This is a genomic window from Microseira wollei NIES-4236 (assembly GCF_020521235.1).
Lineage (GTDB): Bacteria > Cyanobacteriota > Cyanobacteriia > Cyanobacteriales > Aerosakkonemataceae > Microseira > Microseira wollei.
The window spans coordinates 17,759-31,426 of the sequence record NZ_BLAY01000037.1 but is presented as its reverse complement, the minus strand read 5'-3'; the positions used below and the strand labels follow the sequence as shown (position 1 = coordinate 31,426).

Sequence of the window (13,668 nt, the reverse complement as noted above, 5' to 3'; positions counted from 1 at the left end):
CTTTCTGCTCTTTCTCTGAGTCCTCTGCGTATCTGCGGTTCGTTCATTCAAAAGATATGACTTATTGCCTTGGTATCATCACAAAATTTGGTCTGGTCATGGCTTCCGACTCCCGCACCAATGCCGGAGTTGACTATGTTTCCAATTACCAAAAACTGTTCGATTTTTCGTTAGAAGGAGAAAGGGTAATTGTTATCTGTACTGCTGGAAATCTTTCTATTACTCAAAGCGTTATCGCTTGTCTGCAAAAGGATCTCAAAGCACAAGAAAAGGTCAACCTTCATACCTTACCCACGCTTTATGAAGTCGCCAGTTACGTCGGCGCTACAATCCGACAAATTCAACAAAAAGATGGAACATGGTTGCAAAAAGACGGAATTGATTATAAATGTAGCTTCTTAGTTGGCGGTCAAATTAGAGGAGAAGAACCGCAAATTTATCTAATTTACAATCAAGGTAACTTTATTCATGCCACGCCAGAAACGCCGTTTTTACAGTTAGGTGAAACCAAGTACGGCAAGCCGATTTTAGACCGCACGCTCAAGTACGATACCCCTTTAGAATCGGCGGCAAAATGTGCGTTGCTATCGATTGATTCTACGATGAAATCTAATATTTCTGTAGGGCCACCGATTAGCATGATAATGTACGAAACCGATACTTTTACGATCAAACATCAATTGCAATTACCACCCGGAGATCCTTATTTGCTCAAAATTCGTAAGCTGTGGGAAGAATCCCTGAGAAAAGCGTTTGATAATATGCCCGATGTCGAGTGGAAATATTATCGGGAAAACGGTACGGAAGCTGTTTCGGCTGATTAATTGGGAAGCATCGCCAAGATCCGGTAGCGATCGCACAGTACAGAGACTAACTTGCTAAGAACTTTTTGCCAAGTTTGTCCCCTCTGTTTACAATAAGTTTATATATACCTGGCTAAATTAAAGATTTGCTGAAGTTGATAGCGATTAATTTACGTAAAGGGAAAAATATTGTTAATTTTAAACAGGCTGCTCTACTGTAGTAATAGATATAGCGGATTGCAGCCGCATGAGGTACACCTTGGCAGCAGTGTGCGGGCAGCATTAAGGGTGCCCGCACACTGCTGCCAAGGCTTTCCCTCACAAGAAAAGCAATCTGCTGTAATTGCCAAAAAGCTTTTGGGCAAATTTATCGTCTTGTACGCTTAACCTGTCCTCGAAAGAGGATTTCCCTCCCGTAGTTTTATGGGTTAAAAATACAACAGGGTATCGCAATCCAGCTGATTAGTGCATTAAGGTTGCATCTAGGCACGAATTGAACTTGCTGATTTAATTGAGGTAAATTAATGTCCAAATGGACTTTTTCAAAAATCACCTTCATTGCCGTTAGCACCGCTTTGAGCTTGCACCTGATACATGGTTATCTGTCCCAAGTTCCTACCCCAAAATTAAACTTGAATTTAAACTTGCCGTCATGGGCAATGGTTTGTTTTCTAGTGGTGAGTGGGTTGGCATTGTTGCTCGTTTTAGGCTTTGTAGGGTTCGTTATGCTTGTATCTGAGTTCAACCTCGTGTCAAATGTGACGAATGAATATGATTCTTTTGATGGATTAGGTGCGGGAGAGCCATATCTTTTACCAGGAATCATGCGATCGCTCTCCCCAACTCCTTACGGAAAGAAACCCGGTTGCTCTGAAAAATCCAGGACTGATGCACGCGGGGCCAAAAACAAAGGTGATGCGTCAATCTCGCTGCTCTACACCCAGGATTAATCGATTTCACCAAAGTTTTTTTGCGTAAGTCCTGAAATCGTTGATTTGTCAACTAAAGATTTACGAATAAACAAAGGTGATGGCTTCGTCTTGTGTCAGTCCTGAGTTAATCAAATTTCACAATCCTGTTGGGTTTCAACTGACAAATATCGCGAAATTTGTAGGGCTTCATTTAATACCACCTCCGTCAGTTTCATCCCTTTAAAGTAGGCGCGGTAAGCAGCTAGCGGGACGAGCAAAACATCACTCCAGGCTTGTTCTTGCCGATGAAATGCTTGAATTTCTGGCTGTTCGCTGGTTGAAATTGGGGCAATCTTCAACGCTAATGCTTGAATTTCCTGGGGTGAGGGTGCTGCATCAACCAAACCGAGGTAGTAGTCCCCTACAGTCATCAATAAATCGTAAATTTCTCTGGACAATCGCCGCCCAACTGGCTGTAGTAAATTACAAGTCAACATCGGCAGAATGTGCCAAGTTTCAGCCAGCAAATCTTGTCCGACGCCAGAAATCTCTTGAGGAATAAGCAAATCTACATCGCTCAAAAAATTAGTTTCAGGGGACATCAACATCACAGAAACAACTTGCCATTCTGCTTCTGGATCTAGTGGTGGATCGGGTGAGTTTACAATCGTTACGTAGCGGGGTGGCGACTTTCCTTCTAGAAACCGGCGCGCCGCCTCTGAGTAGAGTTGCTGTTGCTCTTCCTTGGAGAACAAAAGAGGACTTCGCAGGTATCGACTGAGTTCCCAGATTTCTCCGGGTTGCGGCGTTGGTGGGTTAAATTCTTGCCCAAAGTCTTTCTCCATAGATTTTTCGCTCCAGACGAGGATAATTGATTTTTCTGCAACTGGTGTTTGTTTGTATTAACGGATGACGGCATCATCGTATAACCAGTTGTATTGATTATTCCCAATTGACGGGCAGCGAAAAACCTTGGTTTCTCTACCATTTAGTCTGAGAGCGCGTTCTGCGTGTCTTCTGCTGGTGAATTTGCCCCAGTTCTTGTTTAACCGCGTCAACTTGCAACAGTCCTAGTATCTGGGCGATGCTGTGGCACAATTCTTTCCAGCGCTTTGAGATGGCGCCTTGAGTGACGCCCAACTCAGCAGCTAGTTGCGCCTGACTCTTACCCTCAACCCTTCCTTGCCAAAGTTTGAGATAGGCGCGCGCTGGGTAGCGGCGATTTAGGAGAGCGATCGCTTCTATGGCTTTTAGCACTAAATCGGCACGCTCAAAAGCATCTAATAAATTGAATTCATCCGCGATCGTTTCAGACAGGGGCACATCGGTTCCGGGAATATTCTGGTCTAAACTTTGACAATGAAATTGCTGTTCGTGACGCACCAGATCGATGATGGCAAACCTCGCCACAGTTGCTGCCCAATGATAAAATTCCTCCACTCCTCCTTTGCGGAACTTGCCAGCTTGCGTAGCTTGTAATACTTTCTCATACGCAACTTGTTGGGCATCTTCCCAGGAAACCCTTGTGCCTCTGGTTTGCTTGCGGGCAATTCTCTCGATAGTTTTAAGCAGGAGCCGATCGAAATACAGGTGCAGAGAGCTTTGAGGCTGAGACTCTCCTGGTTTTTTATTCATAACTATACTTCCCCAATCAGCAAGCGAGATTTGTTAAAAAATTCAGCAGTAAAACTTTACAAACATGCAACTCAAGGACTTAGGCAAAGAAACCGGCTTTCTGTATACGCAGAAACAAGGGTGATAGGCTTCGTGCCTAAGTCCTGGGTCTTTTACGACCAAAGCAAGGTTTTTACAACAGCGCTTCACCCATTTAAGGTATTTTTGCAAGGGAGATCTTATGTCTGGGATCTATAACAGAACTTTTTCAGTCAGTTCCGGAATAATTTGCATTTCTCCATCGTTAAAAAGAACAGAGCAGACAAAGTGAGGTAAAACCAGCGAGATATTCGCCAATACCCCACCAAGAAAGCTTCTGAACTTTGTTGAAAAGCAAAGAATAAAATATGGAACGCGAACTAATTGTAATTGTTGAGCCTGCAACCGGATTGCGAGCCACAACGGCAGGCGTCAGATCTGTTGCTGGCGTAGATGTCTCGTCTTTAGCAGATTTGCTGGCATCTGAGAATATCACCTTGCAACCATTGTTTGGTGCTAGTGAAGAGAGAGTTCAACAGAAGACTTTGTCTTTAGCAGCTACTTCAGGGACAGAAGTACCGGATCTATCCACTTACTATCGAGTGCAAGCTCCAGACGAGCGATTGGACGAACTGGCGACACGTCTGCGGGAATTGGATGTTGTTAGCGCCGCCTACGTGAAGCCAGCAGCGGAACCACCCCTGCGGCTTAACGACATGATGCCGACCGCAGCAGATGCGCCCCCAGCAACCCCCGATTTTACGGCCCGCCAAGGGTATCTGGGTGCGGCACCAGGAGGTATTGACGCCAATTACGCTGCAACGATACCGGGCGGCGGCGGTGCGGGAGTGAAAATTATTGATATTGAAGGCGCTTGGCGTTTCACCCACGAGGATCTAACGCAAAACCAAGGCGGTGTAGTTGGCGGCACTCAATCGACGGATATTGGCTGGCGCAATCACGGGACGGCGGTGATTGGTGAGTTTGGCGGCGATCGCAATCCCTTTGGCATTACCGGCATTTGTCCCGATGCTAACGTCCGCGCCGTCTCGATTTTTGGCGGCCCCGGATCGGCAGGAGCGATTCGCCAAGCTGCCGATCTGCTCAATCCCGGCGACATCATTCTGATCGAACTCCACCGACCTGGACCTCGCGCGACGGGAGTTGGACAGCAAGGCTACATTGCGATTGAGTGGTGGCCCGACGACTTCGACGCGATTCGCTATGCTACCAGTCGCGGCGTCATCGTTGTGGAAGCAGCGGGCAACGGTGCGGAAAACTTGGACGATCCGGTTTACAACACGCCAGATCCAGGATTTCCTGCCAGTTGGACTAACCCATTTAACCGCGCCAATCGCGATTCTGGTGCGATCGTTGTGGGTGCGGGTGCGCCACCTCCAGGTACTCACGGACGAGACCACGGCCCCGACAGGTCGCGCCTGGACTTCTCAAATTATGGCTCGATACTCGACGCCCAAGGTTGGGGACGCGAGGTGACCACCTGCGGTTACGGCGACTTGCAGGGAGGTAGCAACGAAGACTTGTGGTACACCGACCTATTCAGCGGCACTTCTAGCGCTTCGCCGATCGTCGTTGGTGCTTTGGGTTGCGTTCAAGGCGTATTGCGCCAACGCGGCATCGCTCCTCTATCGCCAGAATCAGCCAGGAGTTTGCTTCGCACGACTGGTTCGCCCCAGCAAGATGCTCCCGGAAGACCCAGCAGCCAACGCATCGGCAATCGTCCCAACGTTCGCGAGATGATCGAGCGCGTCACCTTCTCTTCTCTGGCACAGGCGATGTGGACTCACGGTCACAGCATGGAAATCGAATTTCCTAATGAGATTGCCAAGGTTTGGCGGGCTGGATTTTACATCGAAGTCGAAGGTAAAGCAAACACGAACAATTGGTTCCACTTTGCGGTTCCTACTACAGTTATTGTCAATGACAAAAGACTGCGAGTTGGGTCAGTCATGTTGTTATTTGAAACCCTGTCAGCCGATGCCGTGGTGCGAGATGTTCACATCTTCGATGGCCCTGACAAGATTGCCCAACATAACGGCGTAAATCTTACTGGCAATGCTGGATTTGTTCGCTTTGACGTGCCGACTCATCCCCCCGTGAAGTGGGGAATTGGCATCTCGATTGGCGTTCGTTTCGGCAGTGGTTCTGGCTCTCGCGTGATGCGGTTTAAATCTGCTGGCTGCGATTTTGTGTTGTAATAACTCAAGTTGCTAGTTATCAGCTAATTGCTAATTGCTAATTGCTAATTGCTAATTGTCGCTCGTAATATTTGACGATTCTACTATTAGCCATTAGCTAGCAGCCCTAAAAAGGTAACTAGCAACTTATGTTAATCAGTTTCGGAATATTTTGCATCGAGCCTTCGTTATAGATAACAGAGCGAACAAACTCGATGAGATACGGCAGTTCATCGCAGTGCGCCCTAATTATACACCACTTTGAACGAAAAAGGAGAAATTGATATGTCGTCAGTGTTACAACTCCCAGCAGAAATGGAAATCCAAGAAGTTAAAGCTGAAGAAGTTATTCAACTGTTCGGCTCAAAAGATGGCGTTTCAACTCAAGAACTGAGCGGCACTGGTTTTAGCTATCGCCATGACTGGGGCGACAGAAAAGGACAGTGGATATTACCTCTCAACTGGGGTGCTGTTAATCGCAACTCTCGGGTATTTGTTGCGATTGGCGAAGGCGCATCAGGAGGAGGAAAGTTTATTGGAAGTGCCAGGTTCACCCTCCACAACGTTGCCCCACAAGACGGTCGGGTAAGTATTTGGGTCAATATCGAGTGGGGTGAACCTATCCGCCTCTACGTTGATTACTTAGTAATCAATCCTTAGTCCAATATGTAGGGGCACGGCATCAATAAATTTTGCCGCTAAAGCCCAAGTTTTTGTCCGCCGTGCCCCTACAAACAAAACAAACTTAAAAGGAAAGTTGTGAAATGGTGAACAATCTCAATTCAATGGTTGCTGGATCTGAAACTACGGGTAGGTATCTAATCCTGTTTCGTGAGGATGCAGTAGATGCTGGGATACAAATGCTGAGTGAATCAGCGAGTATAAATCTGTCTGGTGAGGCGGATAGCCCTATAGTTTTAAGTACTTTGGGGGTGGCGGTGGTGAGTGCAGCACCGGCACAACTGCGCTCGCTCAGAGTGTCTGCTGATGAAAACAGCCCGATTCTAGCCATTGAACCAGAAAGGGTGGTTTATGCCCTGGAAGATCCAGAATTAGGCAATCCGAAGCTGTTGCGATCGCCCACTACTATGGACGTGACAGCGGACTACCTCAAAGGTTACCGCGATGCTGTAAACCAACTGGTTGGTAGCTTACTTCCCACCGAACAGGGACAACTGACTCTGAAAGAAGTAGATGAATCAGTCGCTACCTGGGGACTGCAAGCAACCAAGGTGGTCAATTCATGTTACAGCGGTCAGGGGATTAAGATTGCCGTTCTGGATACGGGTTTCGATTTGAATCATCCCGATTTTATTGGTCGAAGCATCCAAAGCAAATCATTTATCCCAGGGGAAGAAGTCCAGGACGGACATGGGCATGGAACCCATTGCATTGGTACGGCGCTGGGCGCTCTCAAACCCAGCCAACTGCCTCGCTACGGCATTGCTTATAATGCAGAAATTTATGCAGGTAAAGTGCTGAGCAATCGGGGTAGTGGCGCTGACGGAGGAATTCTCCAGGGGATTGAGTGGGCAATAGCAAATGGATGCCAAGTTATTTCTATGTCCCTGGGATCGCCTACCGAAGTTGGTACGCCTTACTCTCGCGTGTACGAAGCAGTCGCTCAAAGAGCGCTCAGCCGTGGTACGTTGATTGTTGCAGCCGCAGGGAACGAAAGCCGACGGGATCTCGGCACGATCAATCCAGTGGGTCGTCCGGCTAACTGCCCATCGATCATGGCTGTTGCGGCAATTGATTCCCAAATGCAAATCGCACGGTTTTCTACTCGAGGCATCAATCCAGACGGGGGTCAGATTGACATTGCCGGTCCCGGTGTCGCGGTTCGCTCTAGCTGGTTAATGCCAACGCAGTACAACAAGATTAGCGGCACGAGTATGGCAACACCCCATGTGGCGGGTATCGCAGCTCTTCATGCTCAGGCAACTGGGCTCAAAGGTCAAGAACTGTGGAATCTGCTTGTACGCACCGCGCGTCGGTTACCCCTGCCCTCAGAAGATGTTGGTGTTGGCATTGTCCAAGCGCCTTAAGGTAAAACAGGCAGGACTTAAGCAGGACAAGCCTATCACCCTTGTTTCTGCGTAGATCTGATGTTTCATAGAAACCCGGTTTCTTTGCGTAATATCATGTCCTTGGATGGCTAATTGCTAATTGCTCGCTTGCTAATTGCCTCCAGAGCAGCCATTAGCGATTAGCTATTAGCAGTTACACAACCGTTGCTATTGGACATGATATAAGTCCTGAGAGGTCGATTATGTCCGAAGTTAATTTGTCAGTTTTGGTTAAGGATCAGTACAGGGAGCGAATCCTGGAAGTTGTTGCAGCTTTGCAAGCTGATGGAATGAAAGTAGAACAGTTGATGGAACAAATTGGAGTGATTGCGGGTTCCATTGACTCTACAAAACTGGCAGGAATCGAGCGTATAGAAGGAGTTTCTGCTGTTGAGCTGGCACAGGGATACCAACTCGAACCACCAACCTCGGAAATCCAATAAAAGAATTGCAGATTTTAGATTGTAGATTGCAGATTTAAATCAAATCTGCAATCTACAATTCTTTTATCACACCAAATAGCTAGTATTGGGCACAAGGTCGAAGAATGCATACTCATATCATGTCCGTTGAATTGCCCATACACACTACCGCATCGTTGCGTAGGGGCACGGCTAACTTTAAAGTTATCTGTTCCTGCAAAGTATCTATGATGTTCCCTACTCCCAATCATGGGTAATCGACCGGACATGGTATCATACCACATTGTCCAGATAAAACTGCGAATCCATCGCTGACTTTTTTGGGGACTTAATTCATATTCAAATGCTCCCCCCGATACATCAATCGCCGATAGGTGGGAGTTACAACCGCATCCATGCTGATAGGTCAAACCGTATTTGGAAGCAATGCTTTGAATTTTCATCTGGATGGCAAACACCTTGCAGGCGTGAAGCACAGCATCCCAGGGACGTTTGTATTCTGCATCGCGGGGGTCAAATCTTAAAGCGCGTTCTGCAAAAATATGCTCTCGGAAAATGGGTGCGAGGTGGACTTGGTAAAAGCTGGCAGGCACTTCGTAACCAAACTCTTGAAAAAGATCTATCCCAATGCTGAGGACTTTTAATTCATCGCTAAAATGTATTTTTTTTGATTCCAGTTGGTCGCAGTATTTCTGTAAAGTTGGGATAGTTTTCGATTAAAAAATCCTTGCCGTAAAATTCGAGGGTTTCTCGCGCTAGCTGTCCAAAGAGTTGGGCCAAATATGGTTTGAGGTGAATTATATCTGGACGATCTTTAAATAAGTCTACGTCACCTTGTTCTAATTTGTATTGGAACAACTGCGCCATCTGAACGTAACTTTTTGGCTCGGGAAGTGCAACGTTTGACTTCCCGGTGGCGATGTTTTGCCAAACAACGGGTAACTGGGAAATGGCAACGGCATTTTCACCAGCGATTGCTTCAGTCTGAGATACTTCCAACAGCAGCATCGGTCACCTCCAAAGAACAACTGCAATTAAGTTTTTTGGAGTATAACTTATCGAACTTGAACAACCCGATGCGTGGAATTTTTTAATTTTTCGTTGGTTCAGGATGGGTGGTTGAAATGAACAGGACTTACGCTTGGGCGACGTATCATATCATGTCCAATAGCAACGGTTGTGTAACTGCTAATAGCTAATCGCTAATCGCTGCTCTGGAAGCAATTGAATTGCGAGCAATTAGCAATTAGCTATTAGCCATCTTTTTCAGAGAAACTTTGGTGTTTGCCTAAGTCCTGATGAATAATCTTCAAATCATAGTGCATAGTAGACCGGGCATTACCGCGAATACTGCCGGAAACTGGGGCAGCATTTCCTGGTAAAGCACTCGCCACTAAACTAATATGCCGATCTGCCACAACTAAACCCTGTATCGGATCGTACCCCCGCCAACCTGCACCCGGTAAATATACTTCTACCCAAGCGTGGAGATGTAATTCTTCGCTGTCGGGGTCGCCTTCTTGGTATCCGCTGACAAATCTAGCAGCTAAACCGACGGCGCGACAAGCTTCGATAAAAACAACGGCAAGATCTCGGCAAGAACCAGCTTGTTGTTTCCAAGTAATTCCTGGGGGGAATGGTGCGCCTGTTTCCCGAATTTCCTGTTGACAATTCTTGTAAATGCGTTGATTCAATTGTGTCAAGAATATATCGGTTTTTCCACTCACTTCATGGCAAATTTCTTGCGCGAGTTCGTAGATAATTGGGTCTATAGCATTTGAGGGTGAGGGGTTGAGGTAAGGCATTATTTGGGTAAGGACTGAACTGGGGTAATCAATAGGTAATTGGGTTGCCCAAGGTTCTAAAATGTAGTTGAAGGGATTGGTACAGTGAGTTTCAACTTCGGATGCGACTTTAATCGTTAAACTCTCGGTGGGTTCTACGAACCACATGCGAGTGACGGCATTTCCTTCTAAGTCCAGCACCTGGGAAATTCCAGCGGGTTCTGGACTAATTTCTAGGGAAAAAGAGTGCAGGGTTTGGTTTCCATCACTGCGAGATCGCAACCTCACTACATGGGGATTTAAAACCACCGCCGGAGCGTAAGTATAAGTCGTGGTGTGTAATATTTGGTAACGCATTGGTAATTGGTAATTGCTAATTGCTAATTGCTAATTGTTAATTGCTAATTGCTAAACCAATCTCCCCAAACCCCCCTTCCCAGGGATCCCCCCGTGCCCCCCTTATTAAGGGGGTCTGGGGGGGATCAATAGGCGTTATTACCCATTACCCATTACTCCCTTCGCTAGGTAAGAATAACTATTTAATCAACCGCGAAGACACGAAGAACACGAAGAAGGAAGAAGAAAGATGTAGATAGTCTTCTACCGCGAAGGGAGTAACCATTAGCCATTAGCCATTAGCCAACAGGTTGCAGTGCGAAAAACGATTCAAATATTTTCTTGCCTACCTGATTCATTCGCTGCTGCAAGTTATCCAAAAATTGATGCAGACCGATCTCCATAATCTCTTCCATTGTTGTATATTCCAATTCGGCTCGCAACCGACCTAAAGCCCTTCCTACAGGCATATTGCAAGTCGCTTCTGGCGTTCCATTAATTCGCTCCAAAGATTCTGCTACTTGGGACAGACAAAACTGAATTGACCGGGGAAACTCGCGGTCTAAAATTAAAAATTCTGCGACGCGATTTGGGATAATTCGATGTTGCTTGGATTTGCGATACATTTCGTAAGCGCTAGCAGATTTCAGCAAAGCCATCCACTGAATTTCATCCAAAGGAGTGCCAACATCTGTGACTGAAGGTAACAGAATAAAGTATTTAACATCTAGAATTCGACTGGTTTTATCCGCGCGTTCCAAAAATCTCCCCATGCGCCCAAAATGCCACCCTTCGTTATGACTCATTGTGGCATCCGTCACCCCGGCAAACAAATGGCTAGAGAGTTTGACTTGGGTGAAAAATTCGTGCAATTCAGCGAGGGTTTGTTCTTTCGCTGCTTCTTTTACCATCAGGTAAAAAGCATTAACTTGCTCCCACATTTCCGAAGAAATAATTTCTCTAATTGAGCGAGCATTTTCCCGCGCCCGCTGCAAGCAAGCTACAATTGAATTGGGATATTCGCTGTCAAATGCTAGGAATTGAATTACGTTTTCTGCGGCGGCTTTACCGTAGCGTTCTTTAAATATTGGGGTGTCGCCCGTCGTTAATACTAAAGGCTCCCACTGTTCGGCTACCCCTGTGGGAAAATCCAGAATTAGATTCAAATTCACATCGATGAAACGAGCTACATTATCCGCTCGTTCTACGTAACGATTCAGCCAGTAAATCGAATTAGCAACGCGACTTAACATAATGGGTGATGGGTAATGGGTAATGGGTCATTGCTAATGGCTAATTGCTAATTGCTAATTGAATTTTTCTCCTGACAATTAGCCATTAGCCATTAGCTAATTTGCCAGCACCCAAGTATCTTTGCTACCGCCGCCTTGGGAAGAGTTGACGACTAATGAACCTTTTTTGAGTGCTACGCGAGTCAGTCCGCCTGGATGAACGTAGATATCTTGACCGTAGATAATATAAGGTCGCAAATCTACGTGACAACCTTCAAAGCGATCGCCTACAATTGTCGGTACTCTCGAAAGCGATAGGGTAGGTTGGGCGATATAATTGCGGGGGTTTTCCTGAATTAATTGGGCAAATTCTTGGCGTTTTTCTTCGGTGGCGTGGGGTCCAATTAACATCCCGTATCCCCCTGACTCGTTAGCCGATTTGACGACGAGCTTATCCAAATTTTCTAGCACGTGGGCGCGCTCTTTTTCATGCTCACAAATGTAAGTGGGGACGTTTTGCAATATTGGTTCTTCTCCCAGGTAGAACTTAATCATTTTGGGGACGTAGGCGTAGATTGCTTTGTCATCTGCAATACCCGTACCCGGTGCGTTAGCGATCGCCACTCGTCCCTGACGGTAAACTTCGATTAACCCCGGTACGCCTAACAGCGAGTCGCTACGGAAAACTTTCGGGTCGATAAAGTCGTCATCGATACGTCGGTAGATGACATCGACGCGCTTTAATCCTTTGGTGGTACGCATTTGCAAGTAGCCATCCGACACCACCAAATCCCGACCTTCTACTAATTCCACCCCCATTTGTTGGGCGAGGAAAGAGTGTTCAAAGTAGGCGGAATTGTAAATCCCCGGTGTCAAAACTACGACGTTGGGTTCGGGTACCGTCGGTGCTAAAGTCAGCAGGGCGTCTAGTAAATGACTCGCGTATCCATCCACGGGTTGAATTCCCATTTGAGCAAACAACTCTGGGAAGGAATTCTTCATCACCTGGCGATTTTCTAACACGTAGGAAATGCCGGAAGGACAGCGCAAGTTATCTTCTAAAACGTACCACGATCCCTTGCGATCGCGCACTAAATCCGTCCCCGTAATGTGACACCAAATTCCGCCGGGAGGTTTTAACCCAATGCAAGGAGAGAGAAACCGACTCGCCGATGCAATCATCTCCACGGGAATCACCCCGTCTTTGATAATCTTTTGCTCGTCGTAGATATCAGCAATAAAACAATTCAAGGCATAGATGCGCTGTTTAAGTCCTGTTTCTAGAACCTTCCATTCCTGTGCTGAAACAATTCTTGGAATCACATCAAACGGAAAGATGCGCTCGGTTCCTTGACTATCCCCATAAACATTAAAAGTTGCCCCCAATTTCATCAAAGCCGTCTGTGCGGCTTGTTGTCTTCGCAGTAATTCCTCTAGCGATAGGGAATTTATTTTCTCGATTAACAACATTGCTTCAGGACGGGGTTTACCTGGAGCTATAAACAGTTCGTCGTAAAAATCGCCTGGGTCGTAATTGTCGAATTGCACGGTTTTCTTCCCCTGATTAGTAATGACGATATTTTTGGTATATTGGTATATTGGTATAAAGGTTAAGATTCAAGTGCTAATGGCTAATGGCTAATAGTCAAAATGCCTCAAAATGCCATGACCAATTAGCAATTAGTAATTCGCAATTCGCTGTTTTTTGCCAATCGCTAATCGTCCAAATCCCATTAGCAATTAACAATTAGCAATTAGCAATTAGCTCTAAGATAATGTTATATCTTCCCATACCAGACAATCTATCGTTGAATAATTCACTTTTTTTTAACAGTTAGTTATGAGATAAATTTTCATTTAGACCGGGCTATATTTTATACGTTTAAGAAAATAGGTACGCATTTTTCCTTTACCTTTGACATCGATCGCGCCTCGCGCCTCAAACAGAAACTGATTCCGGAGGATTGGGTATGTTGTTTCTGATACTTGAATGTAACGGGGGAGGCCGTGAGATTCGATGCGGCTGTGGGTATTGACCGTATCTCCCCAGAGGTCGTAGATAAAGTTTTTGATACCAATTACACCAGCAACAACGGGGCCGGTGTGGATGCCGATGCGGATGCTGAAGTCCTCGCCGCGTTGTTGATGGAAATGAGCGATCGTTTGTGGCATATCGAGTGCGAGGAGAGCGATCGCTTCGGCATGGTCGCTCTTAGGGGCTAAAACAAAAAACCTACCTATTTTTTATTAAACCTACTCA

At 46.3% G+C, this 13,668-nt stretch carries 11 protein-coding genes and 2 pseudogenes; 6 read left to right on the top strand and 7 right to left on the bottom strand.

Translation table 11 applies throughout. The features are described 5' to 3' along the window. Positions 1-56 precede the first annotated feature (56 nt). Positions 57-824, top strand: coding sequence for a proteasome-type protease (locus tag MiSe_RS14110; protein ID WP_226580459.1), 768 nt, complete (start codon positions 57-59; stop codon positions 822-824). 503 nt (positions 825-1,327) lie between these two features. Beyond that, complete coding sequence (locus MiSe_RS14105) at positions 1,328-1,753, top strand: hypothetical protein (RefSeq protein WP_226580378.1); 426 nt, start codon at positions 1,328-1,330, stop codon at positions 1,751-1,753. A gap of 110 nt (positions 1,754-1,863) precedes the next feature. Here MiSe_RS14105 and MiSe_RS14100 read toward each other — a convergent pair whose 3' ends face one another. Together MiSe_RS14100 and MiSe_RS14095 are read right to left on the bottom strand one after the other, a co-directional pair. Beyond that, a complete protein-coding gene (locus tag MiSe_RS14100) occupies positions 1,864-2,559 on the bottom strand; it encodes a hypothetical protein (RefSeq protein WP_226580375.1) in 696 nt (231 codons plus the stop codon). Positions 2,560-2,695: 136 nt separating this feature from the next. Beyond that, a complete protein-coding gene (locus MiSe_RS14095) occupies positions 2,696-3,349 on the bottom strand; it encodes a sigma-70 family RNA polymerase sigma factor (protein WP_226580372.1) in 654 nt (217 codons plus the stop codon). Between the two features lie 386 nt (positions 3,350-3,735). On the opposite strand from MiSe_RS14095, the gene MiSe_RS14090 reads away from it, so the two are divergent. From MiSe_RS14090 to MiSe_RS14075, 4 genes are all read left to right on the top strand, one after another. Then, positions 3,736-5,586, top strand: coding sequence for a S8 family peptidase (locus tag MiSe_RS14090; RefSeq protein ID WP_226580370.1), 1,851 nt, complete (start codon positions 3,736-3,738; stop codon positions 5,584-5,586). 264 nt (positions 5,587-5,850) lie between these two features. Continuing rightward, positions 5,851-6,225, top strand: a complete 375-nt coding sequence (locus MiSe_RS14085; RefSeq protein WP_226580367.1) for a hypothetical protein — start codon at positions 5,851-5,853, stop codon at positions 6,223-6,225. Positions 6,226-6,329: 104 nt separating this feature from the next. Continuing rightward, positions 6,330-7,613 carry a S8 family peptidase gene (locus tag MiSe_RS14080; RefSeq protein ID WP_226580365.1) on the top strand — a complete coding sequence of 428 codons (1,284 nt, stop codon included), beginning with the start codon at positions 6,330-6,332 and terminating at the stop codon, positions 7,611-7,613. 224 nt (positions 7,614-7,837) lie between these two features. Continuing rightward, positions 7,838-8,077: a hypothetical protein gene (locus tag MiSe_RS14075; RefSeq protein WP_226580362.1), complete on the top strand. Its 240-nt coding sequence runs from the start codon at positions 7,838-7,840 to the stop codon at positions 8,075-8,077. A gap of 251 nt (positions 8,078-8,328) precedes the next feature. Here the strand turns inward: MiSe_RS14075 and MiSe_RS53790 are convergent. From MiSe_RS53790 to MiSe_RS14045, 5 genes and pseudogenes are all read right to left on the bottom strand, one after another. Further along, positions 8,329-9,064, bottom strand: a pseudogene (locus tag MiSe_RS53790) (hypothetical protein); the annotation flags it as partial. 245 nt (positions 9,065-9,309) lie between these two features. Further along, positions 9,310-10,197, bottom strand: coding sequence for a transglutaminase family protein (locus tag MiSe_RS14060; RefSeq protein ID WP_226580353.1), 888 nt, complete (start codon positions 10,195-10,197; stop codon positions 9,310-9,312). Between the two features lie 278 nt (positions 10,198-10,475). Beyond that, on the bottom strand, positions 10,476-11,429 hold the full coding sequence (locus MiSe_RS14055; protein ID WP_226580350.1) for an alpha-E domain-containing protein: 954 nt from the start codon (positions 11,427-11,429) through the stop codon (positions 10,476-10,478). Positions 11,430-11,525: 96 nt separating this feature from the next. After that, the gene (locus MiSe_RS14050; RefSeq protein ID WP_226580348.1) at positions 11,526-12,956 is read right to left on the bottom strand and encodes a circularly permuted type 2 ATP-grasp protein; all 1,431 of its coding nucleotides are present in this window, start codon (positions 12,954-12,956) and stop codon (positions 11,526-11,528) included. A gap of 309 nt (positions 12,957-13,265) precedes the next feature. Continuing rightward, positions 13,266-13,625 (bottom strand): annotated as a pseudogene (locus MiSe_RS14045) (adenylate/guanylate cyclase domain-containing protein); the annotation flags it as partial. Positions 13,626-13,668: the final 43 nt, after the last annotated feature.

Excerpts from the sequence above, each read along its gene's own strand:
- MiSe_RS14060 (WP_226580353.1), bottom strand. The coding sequence starts at position 10,197 with ATGCGTTACCAAATATTACACACCACGACTTATACTTACGCTCCGGCG.
- MiSe_RS14095 (WP_226580372.1), bottom strand. The coding sequence starts at position 3,349 with ATGAATAAAAAACCAGGAGAGTCTCAGCCTCAAAGCTCTCTGCACCTG.
- MiSe_RS14105 (WP_226580378.1), top strand. The coding sequence starts at position 1,328 with ATGTCCAAATGGACTTTTTCAAAAATCACCTTCATTGCCGTTAGCACC.
- MiSe_RS14080 (WP_226580365.1), top strand. The coding sequence starts at position 6,330 with ATGGTGAACAATCTCAATTCAATGGTTGCTGGATCTGAAACTACGGGT.
- MiSe_RS14090 (WP_226580370.1), top strand. The coding sequence starts at position 3,736 with ATGGAACGCGAACTAATTGTAATTGTTGAGCCTGCAACCGGATTGCGA.
- MiSe_RS14055 (WP_226580350.1), bottom strand. The coding sequence starts at position 11,429 with ATGTTAAGTCGCGTTGCTAATTCGATTTACTGGCTGAATCGTTACGTA.
- MiSe_RS14085 (WP_226580367.1), top strand. The coding sequence starts at position 5,851 with ATGTCGTCAGTGTTACAACTCCCAGCAGAAATGGAAATCCAAGAAGTT.
- MiSe_RS14100 (WP_226580375.1), bottom strand. The coding sequence starts at position 2,559 with ATGGAGAAAGACTTTGGGCAAGAATTTAACCCACCAACGCCGCAACCC.
- MiSe_RS14075 (WP_226580362.1), top strand. The coding sequence starts at position 7,838 with ATGTCCGAAGTTAATTTGTCAGTTTTGGTTAAGGATCAGTACAGGGAG.
- MiSe_RS14110 (WP_226580459.1), top strand. The coding sequence starts at position 57 with ATGACTTATTGCCTTGGTATCATCACAAAATTTGGTCTGGTCATGGCT.